We start from the raw sequence: 18,580 nt of genomic DNA on the forward strand, positions 1-18,580 counted from the left end.
AGCATCTTGTTGGAATGGCCGCTTACTTCGCCACCGGCACGATCCGGTTGTCGATGAACTGCGCCCACACGTAGTCGTTCTCGTTGAGCGCGTCGTGCGACTCAGGCGAAAACGGCTTCACATACGTCTTGATCAGGCCTTCATAGCGGTCGATCTTGTAGAAGCCCTCGCGTACCGCGTCGCCCTTGGTCGAGCCGGCGCGCGCGATGGCCAGCGCAGCAAGCTGCGTGGCATCGTAGGCATTGGCCACGCCCACGGCCGGCGTGATGTCGTCCGGGCCCTTGATGTCGCTGTACTTCGCCTTGAGTTCCGTCACCACGCGCGTGCTGACCGGCGAAGGCGCGCCGAAGAAGCTATACGTCTGCACGAAGTGCACGTTCCGGGCATTGGGTCCGGCCAGCTCGGTGAAGCGTCCGCCGGCGGGGCCCCAGTGCGATACCACCGGCACCTTCCAGCCCATGCGGTCCAGCGACTTGACCACCTGCGCCGACGGCCCCACGTTGCCGACCATGAACAGCACGTCGGCGCCGGCCGCTTTCAGCCGTCCGAGCTGCGGCACCACGTCCACGTCATTGGCCTCGAACTTCTCGATGCCAGCGGGCTTCATGCCCTTGGCGGACAGCGCCGCCACGATGCCCTTCTCGTTCGATTCGCCCCAGGGGTTGTTGACGAGGATCAGGCCCGGCTTGCTGGCATTGAAGCTCTTCTGCGCGTACTGCAGCATGGCCTTGTCCACGACCTCATCGACTGCCGAGACGCGGAAGGCGTAGTTGGGGTTGGCGCCATTGCGCGTGATCGGCGTGCCCGCTGCCCACGGGCCCATGAACGGCACTTTCTCCTGGTTGGCGACCGGCACGATGGCCATCGACACCGGCGTGTCCAGCCCGCCGAACAGTACCGCCACCTTCTCCTTGTAGATCAGCTCGCGCGCGGCCAGCACGCCCTTGGCGGGATTGCCTTCATCGTCGCGCCGCACCAACTCCAGCTTGCGCCCGCCCAGCAGGCCACCCTTGGCGTTGATCTCGTCGATGGCGATGGTCATGCCCCGCGTGAGCGACTCGCCGGCGCGGGCCGACTGGCCGGACAACGCGGTGACCAGGCCGATCTTGATGGTGTCGGCGGCCAGCGCGGGCAGGGCCGGCAGGGCGCAGGCGGCGGCGATGGCAGCGAGCAGGGCGCGGCGTGAGACGGTGGACATGGCGGTTCTCCGGAAAGGAATGCGGCAAGAGGGAAGGGTCGGCGATGCGTGGTGTCCTGCTTGCAAGAGCCATGCCATACGTCGACAAACCATCCGGAAATGGTTCGGCGATAGATAAATCAACGTGTCTGCGATATGGCCTGCTTTTTGCGAACGATCTGCATAACAGTTTGCATACGATCAACCCGGTGCCATGCCTGCACGATGTCGGTGCCGGATACCGCCAGATGCCCCCGGATGGCGCCAAAGCGGGGCATGGCCGGCGCCCGGGGGCTCCCCTGCATTGGCAAGACGCATTGAGGCAATCCAGAAGATGACGCATAACCCGACCCCTTCCGCCGCCCAGGCACCCGGCGGCCCCCACGGTGCGGCGCCCGGCCCCGAGTACGGGCCGCTGCGCACGCATGGGCGCTTTGGCTACCGGCCGATCACCGATGTGGACACCTATCGCTGGCCCGGCGGCGCCAACCTTGCGGTCTACCTTGGCTTCAATATCGAGCACTTCGCTTTTGGGGAGGGGCTGGGCGCCAACCTCGGTCCGGTCGCGCCCCAGCCCGACGTGCTCAACTACAGCTGGCGCGAGTACGGCAACCGCGTGGGCGTGTGGCGCTGCCTGGAATTGTTCGATCAGCTGGCGCTGCCGGCCGGCGTGCTGATCAACACCGCGCTCTACGATCATTGCCCCGAGGTGGTCAGCGCTTGCCTGGCACGCGGGGATGAACTGATCGGGCACGGCCACACCAACGCACGCCGGCAGAGCGACCTGGACGAAGCCGGCGAGCGCGCGTTGCTGCTGCATTGCCGCGAGCGCATCGCCGCGCACGCGGGCACCGCGCCATCGGGCTGGCTGTCGCCCTGGATCGCCGAGACCGCGCTCACGCCCGACCTGCTGGCCGAGACCGGCTACCGCTACACGCTCAACTGGTGCCACGACGACCGCCCGGTGCGCATGGCAACGCGCGGCGGCCCGCTATGGTCGATTCCCTATCCGCAGGAGCTCAACGACATCCCGATGATCGTGGGCCGTCATCTGGACGGCAGCGCTTTCGCCGACATGATCATCGACCAGTTCGACGAAATGCTGGCGCAGGCCTGCCACGCGCACCATCCGCAACCGCTGGTGATGGGCATTGCCTTGCATCCCTACCTGGTGGGCCAGCCATATCGCCTGCGCCACCTGCGCCGCGCGCTGGCGCATATCGCCTGCAGCCGCCGCCAGGGCAAGGTGTGGTTCACCACGCCCGGCGCAATCTGCGATCACCTCGACCAGGTGGCGCCGCTGGCCGCTGCTTCGCGCTAACATCATGCGCTCCATGTCCCCGACCGACGTCATGCCTCGCACCGCATCGCCCCGTACCGCCCAGCCGAAAGCAGTCAAGCCAAAAGCCGTCAGACAGAAGCCCGACGCCGTGCCCGTTGCCGCAACCTCGAAGGACGCTGGCGCGGACCCCGGCGGCGACGCTGATGCGCGCATCTACCAGTCCATCTTCGATGGCGTGCTCAACCACCGGCTCACGCCCGGCACCAAGCTGCCAGAGCCGGAGCTGTGCCAGTTGTTTGGCGTAGGCCGCGCGGTCGTGCGGCGCGTGCTGGAGAAACTGGCGCACGATGGCATCGTCGACCTGCGCCCCAACAAGGGCGCGGTCATCGCCGAGCCCACGCCGGCCGAGACCAGCCAGATATTCGAAGCGCGCCGCGCCATGGAGCGCGTGCTGGTGGAACTCGCCGTGGCACGCGCAACGCCCGCCGACCTGCGCGAGCTGCGCCAGCAACTGGCCGCCGAGCACGAGGCCATGCACCGCTTCGACCAGCCCTCATGGGCGCGGCTGGCAAGCGGCTTTCACCTGCGCATCGCCGCGCTTGCGCGCAACCCGGTGCTGCAGCGCTACCTTACTGAACTGGTCTCGCGCTGCTCGCTGATCGTCGGCCTGTACGAGCCGCCGGGCCACGCGCCCTGCGAGCACGACGAACACACCGCCATCGTGGACTGCATCGAGCGGCGCGACGCCGCCGGCGCGGTCGAACGGATGGAGTCGCACCTGCGCGAGCTGGAGCAGCGCATCGAAACGTCCCGCATGCAGGGCGAGAAGAGCCTCGCGCAGATGCTGGGCCTGGCCGGGGAGTAAGGCCGAATCAGGGGAAACAAGCATGGAAATCGATTTCGAGGCCATCACCGAATACCAGCGCTACAAGCTGATGGCCAGCCTGATCGTGCCGCGGCCGATCGCACTGGTCACCACGCTGTCGGAAGACGGCACCGTCAATGCCGCGCCGTTCTCGATGTTCAACATGCTGGGCGAGGAGCCACCCATCGTGATGATCAGCATCAACCGCCTGCACGACGGCGCGCTCAAGGACACCGCGGCCAATATCGTGCGCACCGGCGAGTTTGTCGTGCACCTGTGCGATGAAGCGATGGCGGAGCAGATGCATGGCTGCGGCGAGCGCTTGCCGCCGGAGCAGAGCGAGCTCGCGCGCGTGGGGTTGACATCGCTGCCATCGAGCGCGGTGGCGCCGCCGCGAATTGCCCAGGCGCCGGTGGCGTTCGAGTGCACCCTGTGGGAAACGCTGGAGACGACCAGCCGGCAGATTTTCATAGGCCGCGTGCTGCGGCTGCATGCGCGCGACGAGCTGATCGATACGCAGGCCTGGCGGGTGCGGCTGCAGAACTACTTTCCGGTGGGGCGATTCGGTGCCAGCTTCTACGTCACCACGCGGGATCGGTTCTCGATGGAGAAAGAGGCGGGTGTGGTGACGGCGACCACGGCGGTGGATGAGATGTGAGCTGGCTGCTTTTGCATGGCGGTGCCTATGCAGTGCCGCCCTATGTCAACCAGGGCGCGGTGGAGCACTACCCCTGGCTCAGCGCGCCGCCGATGATCGACAGGCTGGTGCTGGTGTTCGTGCGCGGCATGGCCTCACCGGGCTACCAGCCACTATAGGGCGCGCCCGCTATCCGGTGGGCCGCGAAGTGCTCCGCCAGAAAGTCCACGAACGCGCGCACCTTGGCCGTGAGGTGGTCGCGCGTGAGGAATACGGCGAACACATCGGCTGGCGGCGTCTCCCAGTCGGTCAGCACCTGGCGCAGCCGCCCCGAGCGGAGCATCGGCGCCACCTCCCATTCCGAGCGCATCAATATGCCGTGACCCTGCAAGGCCCAGCCGAGGGCCACTTCGCCATCGTTGGTGCTGGCCGGCCCGCGCACCTTGACGGTTTCGTGGCGGCTGGCCGAGCGCAGGTGCCAGGTGCCGTAGGTGGCGTCGCTCTCCCGGATCACGATGCAGCGGTGCTGCTGCAGCTCGCGCGGCGAGGCCGGCTCGCCGTGGCTGGCCAGGTAGCGCGGCGCGGCGCATAGCAGACGGCGGTTGTGGGCAATGGGCCGGGCGGTGAGGCGTGCATCGGGCAGATCGCCCACGCGAATGCCCACGTCGAAGCCCGCCTCGGCCAGGTTCAGCGGCCGGTCGGTGAGTTCCAGTTGCACCTCCACTTCCGGGCAGGCCAGCAGGAAGGCGCCCACCGCCGGCGCCACGTGGCGCCTGCCGAAGCCCAGCGTGGCGTTGACCCGCAGCAGCCCGCGCGGCGCCACCCGGCTGCCGCCAAGCCCTTGCTCCAGTTCCTCCAGCTCGGCCAGGATGCGCGCGCCCTGCGCCAGGTAGGCCTCGCCCTCCTGCGTCACGCTCAGCCGGCGCGTGGTGCGGTTGAGCAGGCGCACGCCGAGCCGCGCCTCAAGCGCCGTCAGCCGCTTGCTGGCGGCCGACGGCGTGATGCCGAACTGCTGGGCCGCGCCGGCCAGGCTGCCGCGCTTGACCAGGGTGACGAAGAAGGCGAGGTCGGAGAAGTTGTCCACGATGCGGCCCGCGGGCCAATTAGTGAATTAGGAGACTGAATGAAAGTCTTTGGATGAAATTATAGCTACAGGTTCAATGGTTAAACTGGCATCTCAAAACTCAATAAGCGCGGCGGCGTCGAGGACGTTCCCTTGCAGCCAGCCTGCCACCCAGGAGACCCCACATGAACCGCTTTACCGCCATCGCCCGCCGGATCTACCGGATTTGCCGGATTTGCCGCACACCGCTCGCCTTGAGTGCTGCCGCCTTGTCCGTTGCGCTTGCGCCAGCGGCGGCGCGAGCCGAGACGTTTCCCGCACGCCCGATTCGCCTGATCGTGCCGTTCGCACCGGGCGGCAGCGTCGACATCGCCGCGCGGCTGATCACCGAAGCGTGGGGCCGGCAACTCGGCCAGCCCGTGGTGGCGGACAACCGCGCGGGCGCCTCGGGCAATATCGGCATGGACCAGGTGGCCAAGGCCAGGCCCGATGGCTATACGCTGGCGATCAACAACGTGGCGCTGGCGGTGAATCCTTCGCTCTTCGCCAGGCTGCCGTTCGACACCGAGCGCGACCTGATGTCGGTTGGCACCATGGGCACCTCGCAGCATGTGCTGGTGGTGACCAACGGCCTGCCGGCCAAGAACGTGAAGGAACTGATTGCGCTGGCCAAGAGCCGCCCCGGGCAGCTGAGCTTTGGCTCGGCGGGCACCGGCAGTACCTTCCATATGGCGGCGGAGCTGTTCAAGTCTGAGTCCGGCACGGCCATCCTGCACGTGCCATACAAGGGCGGCGGCCCGGCCATGGTCGACACCATTGCCGGCCAGGTGCAGCTCAGCTTCCCGGTGCTCTCCGCCGCGCTGCCGCAGGTGCAGGCCGGCAAGCTGCGCGCGCTGGCGGTGACCGGGCCCAAGCGCTCTGCGCTGCTGCCCGATGTGCCCACCATTGCCGAGGCGGGCCTGCCCAACTACACCTTCGAGACCTGGTTCATCGTCAGCGCGCCGGCCGGCACGCCCAAGGACGTGATCGCCAAGCTCAACCAGACGCTGAACCAGGCACTGGCCGCGCCGGAGATCAAGGCGCGCCTGCTCAAGGAAGGCTTCGAGCCGCTCACCATGAGCCCGTCCCAGGCCGACTCCATGCTGCACAAGGAAATCAAGCGCTGGGCCGCGCAGATCAAGCAGGCCGGCATCACGCCCGAGTAAGCGCGGTGCTTTCTGCCGCGCATTTTTTCAACGCATATCAAGCAGGCTGTCCCATGTCAGGCCTTACCTACTATCGCAAGCTGGTGGATTCGCACACCGTGGCCGCGCTCGATGCTGACCACGTGCTGCTCTACGCGGATCTGCACCTGATGAACGAATACACCAGTCCGCAGGCTTTTGCCGGGCTGGCCGCGCAGGGCCGGGGCGTGCCGTCGCCGGGCCAGCAGGTGGCGGTGGTGGACCACATCATCCCCACCCACGCGGAGAGCCCGCGCCGCATCCAGGATCCCGCCTCGGCGCTGCAGGCGCGCAACCTCAAGCGCAACTGCGACCAGCACGGCATCCCGCTGTTCGATACCGATGACGCGCTGCAGGGCATCGAGCACGTGATCGCGCCCGAGCACGGCATGATCCGCCCGGGCATGGTGGTGCTGTGCGGCGACAGCCACACCACCACCTACGGCGCGCTGGGCGCGCTCGGCTTTGGCATCGGCACGTCCGAGGTGGAGCACGTGCTGGCCACGCAGACGCTGGTGTACCGCGTGGCGATGGACATGCGTATCCGCGTGGACGGCGTGCTGCCGCTTGGCGCTACCGCGAAGGACCTGATCCTGCATATCATCAGCCGCATCAGCGCGCAGGGCGCGCGTGGCTATGTGGTGGAGTTCACCGGCAGCGCCATTGCCGCATTGTCGATCGAGGCGCGCATGACCTTGTGCAACATGACGGTGGAAGCCGGCGCGCGCGGCGCGCTGATCGCGCCGGATGCGGCGGCCATCGAATACGTGCTGGCCCGCGCCACGGATATCGATGCCACGCTGCGCGAGCGCGCGCTGGCCTGCTGGCGGGCGCTGCATTCCGATGCGGATGCCAGCTTCGACAGCGAACTGGTGTTCGACGCCAGCAACGTGGCGCCGTATGTGAGCTGGGGCACCAGCCCCGACCAGGCGATCCCCATCGATGCGTGCGTGCCGGCGGTGGAGGATGCCATCGACGACACGGCGCGCAGCGCTGCCGCCAAGGCGCTGGACTATATCGGCCTGCAGGCGGGCGCCACGCTCGAAGGCCTGCCGGTGCAGCGCGTGTTCATCGGATCCTGCACCAATGGCCGCATTGAAGACCTGCGCGCCGTGGCCGCCATCGTGCGCGGGCGCAAGGTGGCCGAAGGCGTGCGCGCGATGGTGGTGCCGGGCTCCGGCGCGGTGCGCCAGCAGGCCGAGGACGAAGGCATTGCGCAGGTGCTGCTGGACGCCGGCTTCGAATGGCGCAAGCCGGGCTGCTCGATGTGCCTGGCCATGAACGACGACGTACTCGCACCCGGCGAGCGCTGCGCGTCCACCACCAACCGCAATTTCGAGGGACGCCAGGGGCGCGCCGGGCGCACCCACCTGATGAGTCCCGCCATGGCCGCCGCGGCGGCGCTGACCGGCTGCATCACCGATGTGCGCCGCCTGGAGCAAACCAATGCCTGATGCCATGCCCGACTACGATTCCGACCTGATCGCCGCGCTTGGCGCGCCGCTGCCCATCGGCAACCTCGACACCGACCAGATCATGCCCAAGCAGTTCCTGCGCATCATCGACAAGGCTGGGCTGGACCGTGGCCTGTTCTACGATATGCGCTTCGACGCGCAAGGCGTGCCGCGCCCGGAGTTCGCGCTCAACCAGCCGCGGTACCAGGGCGCGGGCGTGCTGGTGGCCGGCCCGAACTTTGGCTGCGGCTCGAGCCGCGAGCACGCCGTCTGGGGGCTGCAGCAATACGGCATTCGCGCGGTGATCGCGCCCAGCTTTGGCGAGATCTTCTACTCGAACGCGATCAACAACCGGCTGCTGCTGGTGATGTTGCCGCAGGCCGAAGTGGACGCGCTGATGGCCGCCGTGTCGGGCAGCACACCCGCGCGGATCGAGATCGACCTCGCGGCGATGTCGGTGAGCGCCGGCGCGCTGCGCTTTGCCTTCACGCTGGCCGAGCGCCACCGCACCATGTTCCGCCAGGGGCTGGACATGATCGGCGCAACGCTGGCACAGTCGTCGCAAATCGCCGCGTTCGCGCGGCGCCATCACCAGTCGCAGCCCTGGCTGCAGGACGTCGCCGCCAAGACCATGGCGCGGCTGTCCGCCTGAAGGAGGACGGAACGTGTTCGAAGGGTTCACCCAACATCGCATTCCATGCGGCGACGTCGAGATCCACGCAGTCGTCGGCGGCCAGGGCCCGGCCTTGCTGCTGCTGCATGGCCATCCGCAAACGCATGTGATCTGGCATAAGGTGGCCGCCACGCTGGCGCGGCATTTCACGGTGGTTGCCACCGACCTGCGCGGCTACGGCGATAGCAGCAAGCCCGCCGGCCTGCCGGACCACGCCAACTACAGCAAGCGCTGCATGGCGCAGGACCAGGTCACGGCGATGCGCGCGCTGGGCTTCGAGCGCTTCCTGGTGATGGCGCATGACCGCGGCGGGCGCGTGGCGCACCGCATGGCGGTGGATCATCCGGATGCCGTGCGGCGGCTGGTCACGCTGGATATTGCGCCCACGCTGGCGATGTACGAGCAGACCAGCCTGCAGTTCGCGCTGGCCTACTACCACTGGTTCTTCCTGATCCGGCCCGCGCCGTTTCCCGAGACGCTGATCGAGGCCGATCCGGCGCTCTACCTGCGCAGCACCATGGGCAGCCGCAGTGCCGGCCTGGCGCCCTTTACCGAGGCGGCCATGGCGGAGTACCTGCGTTGCCTTAGCCTGCCGGGCGCGGCGCACGGGCTGTGCGAGGACTATCGGGCCAGCGCGTCGATCGATCTGGAGCACGACCGTGCCGACCTCGCCGCCGGGCGCAAGGTCGAGTGCGAGATGCTGGCGCTGTGGGGCGAGCAGGGCGCGGTAGGCCGCTGCTTCGCGCCGCTGGAAGAGTGGCGCAAGGTGGCGCGCAACGTGAGCGGCAAGAGCCTGCCGTGCGGGCACTACATGGCCGAGGAGGTGCCGGAACTGCTGCTGGACGAGACGCTGCCCTTCCTGCTGGGCGCGGGCTAAGGACGCAACGGGCGAATGCGCGGCGAGCCGGGCTGGCTTACACTCGCTGTCTTCGCCCCTGTGTCCAACCGAACGCTTTCCCCAGTCCATGCCGCCCCGCAAGAATCCCGCCGCTGCCACCGAGACGCTCGATAGGCTCGAAACACTCGCGCAAGGCCGCGCCGCCAGCGACCAGGCCATCCAGCTGCTCGACGGCGCCGTCAAGCACGTGCTGGAGCACGGCATCGGCGACTTGTCGCTGCGCCATATCGCCGAGGCGCTCGGCACCAGCCACCGCATGCTGATCTACTACTTCGGCTCGGCGGACCAGTTCTGGGAGGCGGTGCTGCGCCGCATCCGCCATGCCGAGCTGGATGCGCGCGCCAGCCTGGCCGCCAGCGAGTCCGATCCCGCACGGGCGCTGGAGGTAGCCTGGGCACGTTACTCTGCGGACAACTACCTGCCCATCATCCAGTTGCTGTTCGAGATCTACGGCCGCGCCATTCGCGATCGCGAACGCTTCCAGGTGTTCCTCGACGATGTGATTGGCAGCTGGACCGGCGCGCTGACCGAGCGCTTTCACAAGCAGCTTGGATTGAGCACAAGCGAAGCAAAGCTGCGGGCTCGCATCGAGGTCGCCACCGTGCGCGGCCTGTTGCTGGATCTCGTTACCACGGGCGATCGCAAAGGCACCACTGCCGCGCTGAAATACTTCGCGCGCATGCTGAATGCGCCTGCGGCTCCGGGCGCGAAATCCACACCCGAAGCCTGATCCCTACGCGGCGCCGGCTTCGGCGCCGCCGTCCCGAAAAATTTTTTTCCTCTTCATGTACCACATGGTACAGTAAACCAGATGCACCTCGATGCGAGGGTGCCGCTTAAGGGATGCGAGAGGAGATCGAAGTGAACAGACGCACACTGATACTAAGCGCCGCGCTCGCGGTTGCGGGCATGGCATGCGGCGCAGCCGGCTGGGCGCAGGACTGGCCGCAGCGCCCGGTCAGGCTGGTCGTGCCGCAGGCGGGCGGCACGGGCAACGACGTGCTCGCGCGCGCGCTGGCCGAAGCGCTGGGCAAGCGCTGGGGGCGCAGCGTTGTTGTGGAAAACAAGCCCGGCGCCAACGGCGTGCTGGCCATCAACTACGTGCTGCAGCAGCCGGCCGATGGCTACACCCTGTTCTTCGCGGGCGTGTCCAACCTGGCCTTCAATCCCTTCCTTTACCCCACGTTGCCCTATGTGCCGCAACGCGACCTGACCGGCGTGGCGATGCTGGCCAACTCGCCGTTCGTGCTGGTGGTGGCGCCGGCGATGCATGCGACCAGCTTTGCCGAATTCGTGCGGCTCGCCAAGGCCCGGCCGGGCGGCATCAGCTACGCCTCCGGCGGCATCGGCAACTCCACGCACCTGGCCATGGAACTGGTGGCCGAACGCGCCGGCGTCAAGCTGCAGCATGTGCCCTTCAACGGCGCCGGCGGCTCGACCAGCCTGATGTCGGGCGAGACGCCGGCCATGATGAATGTGGTGGCGGGCGTGCAGCCCTATATCGCGGGCAAGAAGCTGGTGGCGCTGGCCGTGACCGGCGAGCGGCGCCTGGCCGCGCTGCCCGATGTGCCGACTTTCAAGGAGCTTGGCTATGACGTGGCGGTGCCGGGCTGGTACGCCATCGTCGCAAAGACCGGCACGCCGGCGGCGCTGGTGCAGAAGATCAACGCCGACATCAACGCAGCCATGGACGAGCCGGCATTCAAGGACAAGCTGGCCAACCAGTTCCTCGATCCGATCAAGGGGCCGCCGGCCGAGGTGGAGCGCCATATGCAGCGCGACGCGCAGGCCTGGGGGCCCATGATCCGCAAGCTCGGCATTGCCCTCTGATCCTGGCCGGATCTGCCCGTGCCCGCCCGGACCCATTAGCAAGGAAGCAAGGAAGCAAGGAACCAAGGAGACTAGATATGCCCCAGATCACGACCGCCGTGCGCGACTATCGCCTGGCGATGATGCACGCGCTGATGGACCGCATCCGCGTTGACGCGCTGGTGTTCAGCACGCCGGACTTCTTCCAGTTCGCCACCAATTTCCAGCTGGATGTCTGGCCGTGGGAGCGCCCCGTTTTCGTGTTCGTGCCACGCAACGGCGAACCCTTCGCCGTGATGAACGAGCTGTCCACCAACCACATGCGCCTGTGCACGGAAAAGGACAAGGTCTGGCTGCGCGACGTGACGTACTACGCCGAGCATCCGCGCGTATCGCAGCGGCTGGCGCTGGCGCCGCAATTGCCCGAGGTGGTGGCGTCGCTGCTGGCGTCGCATGGGCTGGGCGGCTCGCGCATTGCCGTGGACGTGGCCCACCCGATTCTCGCGGCGGCGCAGCGCTACCTGCCGGAGCTCGCGCTGCGCCCGGCCATGGCGGAGATGCGCGCCATGCGCTGGGTCAAGCATGCGGAAGAACTGCAGGTGATGCGCGAGCTCGGGAGCCTGACCGACTGGGTACAGGACCGCTACCGCGAGAACATTCGGCCGGGGCGGCTGGTGCAGGAGCTGGACCATGCCATGTCCGCGCTGATGGTGGAGGAGGCCGCGCGCCGCTTTCCCGGCGAGGATTTCGATATCCTCAAATGCTGGACCCTGACGGGGCCGGCCTCGGCCTCGCCGCATGGCGACGGCGCCGCGTGCGGCGCGCGCATCGCGGCCGGCGATACCATCGTCAACCTGATCCTGCCGCGCCTGAATGGCTACTACGTGGAGAACGAGCGCACGTGGTTCTGCGGCAAACCGGACGAGCGCCAGGCACGCTGCTACCAGGTTGCCGCCGAGGCCACCGACGCCGCTGTGGCGGCCGCGGTGACCGGCCGGCGTGTCTGCGAAATGGACGCCGCCGCGCAGGCCGTGATCGAGCGCGCGGGGCTGGGCGAGTACATCTTCCACCGCACCGGCCACGCGGTCGGGCTGATGCTGCACGAGTATCCGGAAGACATGGCCTTCAACACGCGCGCGCTGCTGGCCGGCGAGGTCTACTCGGCCGAGCCGGGCATCTATGTCTATGGGCTGGGCGGCTTCCGGCTCGACGATACGGTCGTGGTGGGCGAGCGCCCGGAGGTCATCGTGAAGACGCCAAAGACACTGGAGTACGCAACCGTGGCGTGACGCCGGCGACAAGCGAGGATAGTGGGGGGTAGCGGGAGGGGGGGTAGCGGGGGGAAGCCGCATGTGACCGGGGGGCATCGTGGCGGGCGCCGGCGCGCAATCCTCGGGCCGAAGGCACGTGCCGGCATACCGGCGCGGGGCGTTCGAGGATAAAATGCGGCCGACGCCTGCCATCTGCCGCCTTGTCAACCGTGATGCATGCGGTGCTCGGACGACCCTCCCCCTCGACATGGACGACTCTCCCCAGCGCGCGCCACTTTTGCCCTGTCATGCCAATCCCGCGACCACGCCGCCCGCCGGGGCGTTGCCCACGCATCTTGCCGCGATGCTCGATCGCGTCGCGGATGGTGTCATGTCGCTCGACCGCGAGTGGCGATTCGCCTACGTCAACCAGACCATGGCGCGCTGGCTCAAGCGCAGCCGTGCGGATCTCGACGGGCGCGGCATCTGGGAGTGCTGTCCGGACCTGATTGGCTCGGCGTATTACCGGACGTTTCACGAGGCAGCCGCCAGCGGCGCATCATGCACCTGCACCGCCTACTATGCCCCGCTGGCATGCTGGTTCGAAGCGCGTGCCTTTCCCGATGCCAACGGCCTTACCGTGCTCTTTCGCGACGTCAGCCGCGAACGGCAGCAGTCGGCCCAGCTGGAATACCATGCCGACCATGACTACCTGACCGGCCTGCCGAACCGCCGGCGCTGCACGCAGGTGCTGGCGCGCGCGGTGGCGCAGGTGGCAGAGCAGGCTGCACAAGCGCAGGTAACCGTGCTGCCGGCCGACACGGAGGCGCAAGCGCCGCAAGTGCCGCAAGCGGCCGGGGTCGTGGTGCTGTTCGTCGATCTTGACCGCTTCAAGGAAGTCAACGACGCCTTTGGCCATGCCGTGGGCGACACGTTGCTGTGCAAGGTCGCCGAACGCTTTCGCGCGCTGCTGGCGCCTTCGGCGTTTGTCGCGCGCGTCGGTGGCGACGAGTTCGTGTTCATCTTGCGCGACACGCGGCCGGGACAGGCAGAGCGCTTTGCCGGCGCCATCCTGGCCGGCGTGTCGCAGCCATTCCAGGTGGACGGCCACACGCTGCTGCTGGGTGCCAGCGTGGGGATTGCACAGTGGCCCGAGGCCGGCGACACCGCCGACACCCTGTTGAACCACGCCGATGCCGCCATGTATGCGGCCAAGGCCGCGGGGCGTTTCCAGTTCCGCGTCTTCCACCTGGACCTTGCCCAAGGCTTGCGGCAGCGCCTGCAGCTGCGCGCCGACCTGCATGCCGCGATGGCCGACGACCAGCTGGTGCTGCACTTCCAGCCGCAATGGTCGCTGCCGGATGGCAGGCTGGCGGGCGCAGAGGCGTTGCTGCGCTGGCAGCACCCAACGCGCGGCCTGTTGTCTCCCGCCGCCTTTCTCGATGTGCTGCTGGAGTCGCCGCTGGAGCCGGCGGTGGGGCTGTGGGTCATGCGCGCCGTGTGCCGCCAGATAGCGGCCTGGCGGCGTGCCGGCCTGACGGTGCCCAGGATCTCGCTCAACCTGTCGGCGCGGCAGCTGGTCATGCCGGGGCTGGCTGGCATGCTGGCGGACCTTGCGCGCGAGCATGAGGTGCCATGCGGGCTGCTGGATGTGGAAGTTACCGAGGACACCCTGATGACCGACCTCGACAGTGCCGCGGCGGCACTCGGCGAGCTCGGGCGCTGCGGCATCAGCGCCTCGCTGGACGATTTCGGCTCCGGTTACTCGAGCCTGGCCTACCTGACGCGCCTGCCGGTTGCGACACTCAAGATCGACAAATCGTTCGTTGCGGTCCTCGGCACTACGCCCGAGGCGCTGGCGGTCATTCGTGGGGTCATCGCGCTGGCCCGCTCGCTGGGCATGAGAACCCTGGCGGAAGGTGTGGAGACCCACGTCCAGCAGCGCTTGCTGGCCGAGGAGGGCTGCGACGCGGCGCAGGGCTACCTGCTCGGCCGGCCGATGCCGGCAACGGATTTCGCCGCGATCATAGGCAAAAGCGCCGTGGCGCGGGGGGATTGACGCGGCGCGGCAACACCCCCGCCGTGCCGCAAGCATGTGCCGTCCCGGAGGTGCATAATCGCTCACCGATACGTTGAGCCCTAGCCCGATTTCTCCGGCCTCAACATACATTCATGAACGGATGTATAATTCCGTAATGATTCGCTTGTCCCTAAGCGATTGTTGCGGAAATTGACCATGACTTACCGTTTTATTGCCGGGTGCATGAGCGCCTGGCTCGCGATCTGCGTGACCGCGGGCTGGGTAGTGGAACGCCTCTGGTCCTGAGTACGGGTGGTCGGCTTTGCCGCTGGGAGGTGGCAAGGTTTTCGCTAGGACTTGCCATTCTTCGCGGTAATTACCACCCACCATGCACATGACTATCGATAAGAAGAACGCTGGCCTTGCCCGCCGGCTTGCAACACGTGTCAAGGCGCTTGGCGCCATGGCTGCTCTCGGCGCATGCGCTGCCGCGCATGCCGATCCCGGGGTGCACGTGGCCTTTGGCCGCGATCCTGGCCACAATATCGACAAGTACGAATTGGGCATCAACTGGGATTCCGGCTTCGCCTGGGGCAACCCGCAAGGCTGGCAGGTCAAGCTGCAGTGGGAGGCCGAACTGGCCGAATGGAATGCCCGCAGCGGCACCAATGCCCAGAATGCGACCGAGTTCGGCTTTTCGCCGATCTTTCGCCTGGAGAAGCGCGGCGGCGCCGTGGTGCCCTTCATGGAGGCCTCGGTTGGTGTGCGCATGATGAGCCACAAAGCCACCTCCGACGAGCACCGCTCCGGCAGCCTGTTCCAGTTCTCCGACATGATCGGCGTGGGCATGGCCTTTGGCCCCAAGACCGCATACGAAGCCGGCTTCCGCTACCAGCACGTCTCCAACGCCGGTATCAAGCAGCCTAATCCGGGCAGCGGTTTTTACACGGGTTACATGCGTTATCGCTTCTGATCCTGCAAACGTGACTGGCCTGGCCTGAGGCCATGACGCTCAGGCCAGCCTGACCAAGCCCGCGCGCGGGCCGCGCAGGCTGCGGGAGATGGATTCCGTTTCCGCGCCTTGCGCCTGCCTGCTGCGCAGCGCGTCAAAAAACCGCCACAGCGCAGGTTCATCGCTGGTTGCCACGTTGAACCGTATCCACGGCGAGTCGCCTTCTTCCGGTTCAAAATAAGACCCCGGCGCCAGCCAGATGCCGTGCTCCAGCGCCAGCGTCGCCAGGCGGTTGCCCGACAGCGCGGCCTGGTCGCCGCCGTCTTCCGGCCGCATCCTTGCCCAGGCGAACATCCCGCCTTCCGGGCGCAGCATCACCTCCAGCCCGTGGGCTTCCATCTTCTCCGTGATCCGGTCCTGCTGGGCGCGCAGCCGTTCGGCCAGCGCCGCCACATGACGGCCATAGTGGCCGCTGGTCAGCACCGAGTACACCAGCCGCTCGGTGACTTCCGATGACGTCAGCCCCACGGCCATCTTGGTGCGGGCCAGCGTCTTGGCCAACTCCGGGCTGGCCGCGAGGTAGCCGACCCGCAGCGACGGCGTGATGGTCTTGGAAAACCCGTTGACGTAGATCACGTGCGAAAGGCCGTCCATGGCCGCCAGCATGGGTGAGCCGGGCGGCGCCAGTTCGCGGTAGATATCGTCCTCTACCACCAGCAGCCGGTACTGCTCGGCCAGTTGCAGCACGCGGTGCGCGTTCATGCTCGTGAGCGTGCCGCCGGTGGGGTTCTGCAGCACCGTGTTGACGAACAGCGCGCGTGGCGCGTGGGTGCGGATGGCGTGGTCGAGCGCGTCGGTGTCGAGCCCGCTGGCGGTGCGGCGCACGCCAACCACCTGCAAGCCGGCAAGGCGCAGGATCTGCAGCAGATTGCAGTAGCAGGGGTCTTCCACCAGCACGGTGTCGCCTGGGCGCAACAGCGTGCGGACCACCAGGTCCAACGCCTGGGTGGCGCCCTGGGTCAGCACCACTTGCTGGGCCTGCACGGGCATGCCGTACTGGCTGAGCCCGGCGGCGATATGCTCGCGCAGCGCGGCGAAGCCGTACGGGTGGCCGTAGCCCGAGACCTGCGCGGCGGGCACCCGCGCCGCAGCGCGCATGGCCTGGTGCAGCCCTTCCTCGTTGAGCCAGTCGCCGGGCAGCCAGCCCGCACCTGCCTTGATCGGCACCGAGTGATCGGCGAACACATCCGACAGCAGCCACGCGGCGTTGAGCCCCGGCGCCTCCCAGCGTGCGGCCGGCGCCTGGCCGGCGGGGGCGTGGCGGTGTGCCACCGTGTAGCCCGAGCCCACCCGCGCGCTCAGGTAACCCAGCGCGGTCAGGCGGCCGTAGGCCTCGGCCACGGTGAAGGTGCTGACCCCATGCTGCTGGGCAAAGCGCCGCACCGATGGCAGCGCCACGCCGGCGCGCAGCACGCGCCGGTCCACCAGGCTGGCGATGCCCGCCACGATCTGCTCGGTGAGGGTGTCGCCGCTGCGCCGGCTGCGGACAAGTTCGAGGTTAAGCATGCGTGACATGTCAGGATGAACCTGTACAGTTTAATGGCCGTACCGGTTCGGTGGGAAGCCGGATGGCCGCGCGGGGCTTTGCGGCGCTGCAACGTGAATCCGGCTGCTGGTGGGGCTTTGGCCGCCGTGGCGAGCGAAGTGGCTGGATCCGCGGATGCGATCTCCCGGCTCGGGCATCTCTTGACCTGTACAGTTGCCTCACTCTTAACTGTACGGTAAGGCGAGGTTCTGCCGACCGTATATTCTTTAAGCCGGGCCGGGCCGCTACAGTGGCCGCATTCACCAGAATCACCTGACAACCCGGGCGGCGCCATTCGCCGCCCAAGCCAATGCCAATTGCTCCTGAGGAGGATGTATGGATGCCGCCAAGACTGTGATCCCCGATCTTGATGCCCTGTGGATGCCGTTTACCGCCAACCGCCAGTACAAGGCGGCCCCGCGCCTGCTCGACTCCGCCAGCGGCATGTACTACACCTCGCATGACGGCCGCCAGATCCTCGACGGTTGCGCCGGCCTGTGGTGCGTCGCTGCCGGCCATTGCCGCCAGGAGATCGCGGACGCGGTCGCCCGCCAGGTGCAGACCCTGGACTACGCGCCGCCGTTCCAGATGAGCCACCCGCTCACCTTCGAGGCCGCCACCAAGGTGGCAGCCATCATGCCGGCCGGGCTGGACCGCATCTTCTTCACCAACTCGGGCTCGGAATCGGTCGATACCGCGCTGAAGATCGCGCTGGCGTATCACCGCGCCCGTGGCGAAGGCCAGCGCACCCGCGTGATCGGGCGCGAGCGCGGCTACCACGGCGTTGGCTTCGGCGGCATGGCGGTGGGCGGCATCGGCCCCAACCGCAAGGCCTTCTCGGCCAACCTGATGCCCGGCACGGACCACCTGCCGGCCACGCTGAATATTGCAGAGGCCGCTTACTCCAAGGGCCAGCCGACCTGGGGCGCGCACCTGGCCGACGACCTGGAACGCATCCTGGCGCTGCACGACCCGTCCAACGTGGCCGCCGTCATCGTCGAGCCGCTGGCCGGCTCGGCCGGCGTGCTGGTGCCGCCGGTGGGGTACCTGGAAAAGCTGCGCGCGATCACCAGCAAGCACGGCATCCTGCTGATCTTCGACGAGGTCATCACCGCCTTTGGCCGCCTGGGCGCGGCCACCGCCGCCGAGCGCTTCAAGGTCACGCCGGACCTGATCACCATGGCCAAGGCCATCAACAACGCGGCCGTGCCGATGGGCGCGGTGGCGGTGCGGCGCGAAGTGCACGACACCGTGGTCAACGCCGCGGCGCCGGGTGCCATCGAGTTCCTGCACGGCTATACCTATTCCGGCCACCCGCTGGCCATGGCCGCGGCCATCGCCACGCTGGATATCTACAAGAACGAGAACCTGTTCGGCCGTGCCGCCGAGCTGGCGCCGAAGTTCGAGGCCGCAGTGCATGCCGTGCGCGGCGCGCCCCACGTGAAGGACATCCGCAACCTCGGCATGGTCGCCGGCATCGAGCTGGAGCCGCGTCCCGGCCAGCCCGGCGCGCGTGGCTATGAGGCCTTCCTGAAATGCCTGGAGCGCGGCGTGCTGGTGCGCTTCACCGGCGACATCCTCGCATTCTCGCCGCCGCTGATCATCACCGAGGCGCAGATCGAAGAGATGTTCGACACCGTGAAGAAGGTGCTGCAAGAACTGCAGTGATTGCAGCGAATGCCGTGAAAGCCG

The 18,580-nt window shown here is 67.6% G+C and carries 17 protein-coding genes; 14 read left to right on the forward strand and 3 right to left on the reverse strand.

Going from position 1 to position 18,580, the window contains the following annotated elements; translation table 11 throughout:
• Nucleotides 1–22: 22 nt before the first annotated feature.
• A complete protein-coding gene (locus tag F7R26_RS01710) occupies nucleotides 23–1,198 on the reverse strand; it encodes an ABC transporter substrate-binding protein (protein WP_150992041.1) in 1,176 nt (391 codons plus the stop codon).
• Between the two features lie 313 nt (nucleotides 1,199–1,511).
• Between F7R26_RS01710 and F7R26_RS01715 the strand changes: the two genes are divergently transcribed.
• The 4 genes from F7R26_RS01715 to F7R26_RS01730 are packed head-to-tail and all read left to right on the forward strand — an operon-like array spanning nucleotide 1,512 to nucleotide 4,140.
• Nucleotides 1,512–2,498, forward strand: a complete 987-nt coding sequence (locus F7R26_RS01715) for a polysaccharide deacetylase family protein (RefSeq protein WP_150992043.1) — start codon at nucleotides 1,512–1,514, stop codon at nucleotides 2,496–2,498.
• A 31-nt stretch (nucleotides 2,499–2,529) separates the two neighbouring features.
• Complete coding sequence (locus tag F7R26_RS01720; RefSeq protein ID WP_241754400.1) at nucleotides 2,530–3,324, forward strand: GntR family transcriptional regulator; 795 nt, start codon at nucleotides 2,530–2,532, stop codon at nucleotides 3,322–3,324.
• Nucleotides 3,325–3,346: 22 nt separating this feature from the next.
• Complete coding sequence (locus F7R26_RS01725; RefSeq protein WP_150992047.1) at nucleotides 3,347–3,982, forward strand: flavin reductase family protein; 636 nt, start codon at nucleotides 3,347–3,349, stop codon at nucleotides 3,980–3,982.
• Complete coding sequence (locus F7R26_RS01730; RefSeq protein ID WP_170302000.1) at nucleotides 3,979–4,140, forward strand: hypothetical protein; 162 nt, start codon at nucleotides 3,979–3,981, stop codon at nucleotides 4,138–4,140. The genes F7R26_RS01725 and F7R26_RS01730 overlap by 4 nt, the downstream gene beginning before the upstream one ends.
• On the opposite strand, the gene F7R26_RS01735 is transcribed toward F7R26_RS01730, so the two are convergent.
• Complete coding sequence (locus F7R26_RS01735) at nucleotides 4,125–5,045, reverse strand: LysR family transcriptional regulator (protein WP_150992049.1); 921 nt, start codon at nucleotides 5,043–5,045, stop codon at nucleotides 4,125–4,127. The genes F7R26_RS01730 and F7R26_RS01735 overlap by 16 nt on opposite strands.
• A gap of 164 nt (nucleotides 5,046–5,209) precedes the next feature.
• Here F7R26_RS01735 and F7R26_RS01740 point away from each other — a divergent pair, with 164 nt between their 5' ends.
• The 9 genes from F7R26_RS01740 to F7R26_RS01780 all read left to right on the forward strand — a co-directional run bounded on the left by F7R26_RS01740 (nucleotide 5,210) and on the right by F7R26_RS01780 (nucleotide 15,324).
• Nucleotides 5,210–6,229: a tripartite tricarboxylate transporter substrate binding protein gene (locus F7R26_RS01740; protein WP_150992052.1), complete on the forward strand. Its 1,020-nt coding sequence runs from the start codon at nucleotides 5,210–5,212 to the stop codon at nucleotides 6,227–6,229.
• A gap of 53 nt (nucleotides 6,230–6,282) precedes the next feature.
• Nucleotides 6,283–7,701: a 3-isopropylmalate dehydratase large subunit gene (gene leuC / locus F7R26_RS01745; protein WP_150992054.1), complete on the forward strand. Its 1,419-nt coding sequence runs from the start codon at nucleotides 6,283–6,285 to the stop codon at nucleotides 7,699–7,701.
• Nucleotides 7,694–8,353, forward strand: a complete 660-nt coding sequence (gene leuD, locus F7R26_RS01750) for a 3-isopropylmalate dehydratase small subunit (protein ID WP_241754401.1) — start codon at nucleotides 7,694–7,696, stop codon at nucleotides 8,351–8,353. The genes leuC and leuD overlap by 8 nt, the downstream gene beginning before the upstream one ends.
• A gap of 13 nt (nucleotides 8,354–8,366) precedes the next feature.
• Nucleotides 8,367–9,251: an alpha/beta fold hydrolase gene (locus F7R26_RS01755; RefSeq protein ID WP_150992056.1), complete on the forward strand. Its 885-nt coding sequence runs from the start codon at nucleotides 8,367–8,369 to the stop codon at nucleotides 9,249–9,251.
• Nucleotides 9,252–9,339: 88 nt separating this feature from the next.
• A complete protein-coding gene (locus F7R26_RS01760; RefSeq protein ID WP_150992058.1) occupies nucleotides 9,340–10,002 on the forward strand; it encodes a TetR family transcriptional regulator in 663 nt (220 codons plus the stop codon).
• Nucleotides 10,003–10,133: 131 nt separating this feature from the next.
• Complete coding sequence (locus F7R26_RS01765) at nucleotides 10,134–11,102, forward strand: Bug family tripartite tricarboxylate transporter substrate binding protein (RefSeq protein ID WP_150992060.1); 969 nt, start codon at nucleotides 10,134–10,136, stop codon at nucleotides 11,100–11,102.
• A 77-nt stretch (nucleotides 11,103–11,179) separates the two neighbouring features.
• Nucleotides 11,180–12,370 (forward strand): M24 family metallopeptidase, encoded by a 1,191-nt coding sequence (locus F7R26_RS01770; protein WP_150992062.1) that lies wholly within the window; start codon nucleotides 11,180–11,182, stop codon nucleotides 12,368–12,370.
• A 229-nt stretch (nucleotides 12,371–12,599) separates the two neighbouring features.
• A complete protein-coding gene (locus F7R26_RS01775) occupies nucleotides 12,600–14,390 on the forward strand; it encodes a sensor domain-containing protein (protein ID WP_150992064.1) in 1,791 nt (596 codons plus the stop codon).
• 355 nt (nucleotides 14,391–14,745) lie between these two features.
• On the forward strand, nucleotides 14,746–15,324 hold the full coding sequence (locus F7R26_RS01780; protein ID WP_150992066.1) for an acyloxyacyl hydrolase: 579 nt from the start codon (nucleotides 14,746–14,748) through the stop codon (nucleotides 15,322–15,324).
• 39 nt (nucleotides 15,325–15,363) lie between these two features.
• Here the strand turns inward: F7R26_RS01780 and F7R26_RS01785 are convergent, their stop codons facing one another.
• On the reverse strand, nucleotides 15,364–16,869 hold the full coding sequence (locus F7R26_RS01785) for an aminotransferase-like domain-containing protein (RefSeq protein ID WP_150992078.1): 1,506 nt from the start codon (nucleotides 16,867–16,869) through the stop codon (nucleotides 15,364–15,366).
• Between the two features lie 355 nt (nucleotides 16,870–17,224).
• On the opposite strand from F7R26_RS01785, the gene aptA reads away from it, so the two are divergent.
• On the forward strand, nucleotides 17,225–18,556 hold the full coding sequence (gene aptA / locus F7R26_RS01790; protein WP_150992068.1) for an omega-aminotransferase AptA: 1,332 nt from the start codon (nucleotides 17,225–17,227) through the stop codon (nucleotides 18,554–18,556).
• Nucleotides 18,557–18,580: the final 24 nt, after the last annotated feature.

The organism is Cupriavidus basilensis (assembly GCF_008801925.2).
In the GTDB taxonomy this organism is placed as follows: domain Bacteria; phylum Pseudomonadota; class Gammaproteobacteria; order Burkholderiales; family Burkholderiaceae; genus Cupriavidus; species Cupriavidus basilensis.

Excerpts from the sequence above, each read along its gene's own strand:
- F7R26_RS01710 (WP_150992041.1), bottom strand. The coding sequence starts at position 1,198 with ATGTCCACCGTCTCACGCCGCGCCCTGCTCGCTGCCATCGCCGCCGCC.
- F7R26_RS01715 (WP_150992043.1), top strand. The coding sequence starts at position 1,512 with ATGACGCATAACCCGACCCCTTCCGCCGCCCAGGCACCCGGCGGCCCC.
- F7R26_RS01720 (WP_241754400.1), top strand. The coding sequence starts at position 2,530 with ATGCCTCGCACCGCATCGCCCCGTACCGCCCAGCCGAAAGCAGTCAAG.
- F7R26_RS01725 (WP_150992047.1), top strand. The coding sequence starts at position 3,347 with ATGGAAATCGATTTCGAGGCCATCACCGAATACCAGCGCTACAAGCTG.
- F7R26_RS01740 (WP_150992052.1), top strand. The coding sequence starts at position 5,210 with ATGAACCGCTTTACCGCCATCGCCCGCCGGATCTACCGGATTTGCCGG.
- leuC (WP_150992054.1), top strand. The coding sequence starts at position 6,283 with ATGTCAGGCCTTACCTACTATCGCAAGCTGGTGGATTCGCACACCGTG.
- leuD (WP_241754401.1), top strand. The coding sequence starts at position 7,694 with ATGCCTGATGCCATGCCCGACTACGATTCCGACCTGATCGCCGCGCTT.
- F7R26_RS01760 (WP_150992058.1), top strand. The coding sequence starts at position 9,340 with ATGCCGCCCCGCAAGAATCCCGCCGCTGCCACCGAGACGCTCGATAGG.
- F7R26_RS01770 (WP_150992062.1), top strand. The coding sequence starts at position 11,180 with ATGCCCCAGATCACGACCGCCGTGCGCGACTATCGCCTGGCGATGATG.
- F7R26_RS01775 (WP_150992064.1), top strand. The coding sequence starts at position 12,600 with ATGGACGACTCTCCCCAGCGCGCGCCACTTTTGCCCTGTCATGCCAAT.
- F7R26_RS01780 (WP_150992066.1), top strand. The coding sequence starts at position 14,746 with ATGACTATCGATAAGAAGAACGCTGGCCTTGCCCGCCGGCTTGCAACA.
- F7R26_RS01785 (WP_150992078.1), bottom strand. The coding sequence starts at position 16,869 with ATGCTTAACCTCGAACTTGTCCGCAGCCGGCGCAGCGGCGACACCCTC.
- aptA (WP_150992068.1), top strand. The coding sequence starts at position 17,225 with ATGGATGCCGCCAAGACTGTGATCCCCGATCTTGATGCCCTGTGGATG.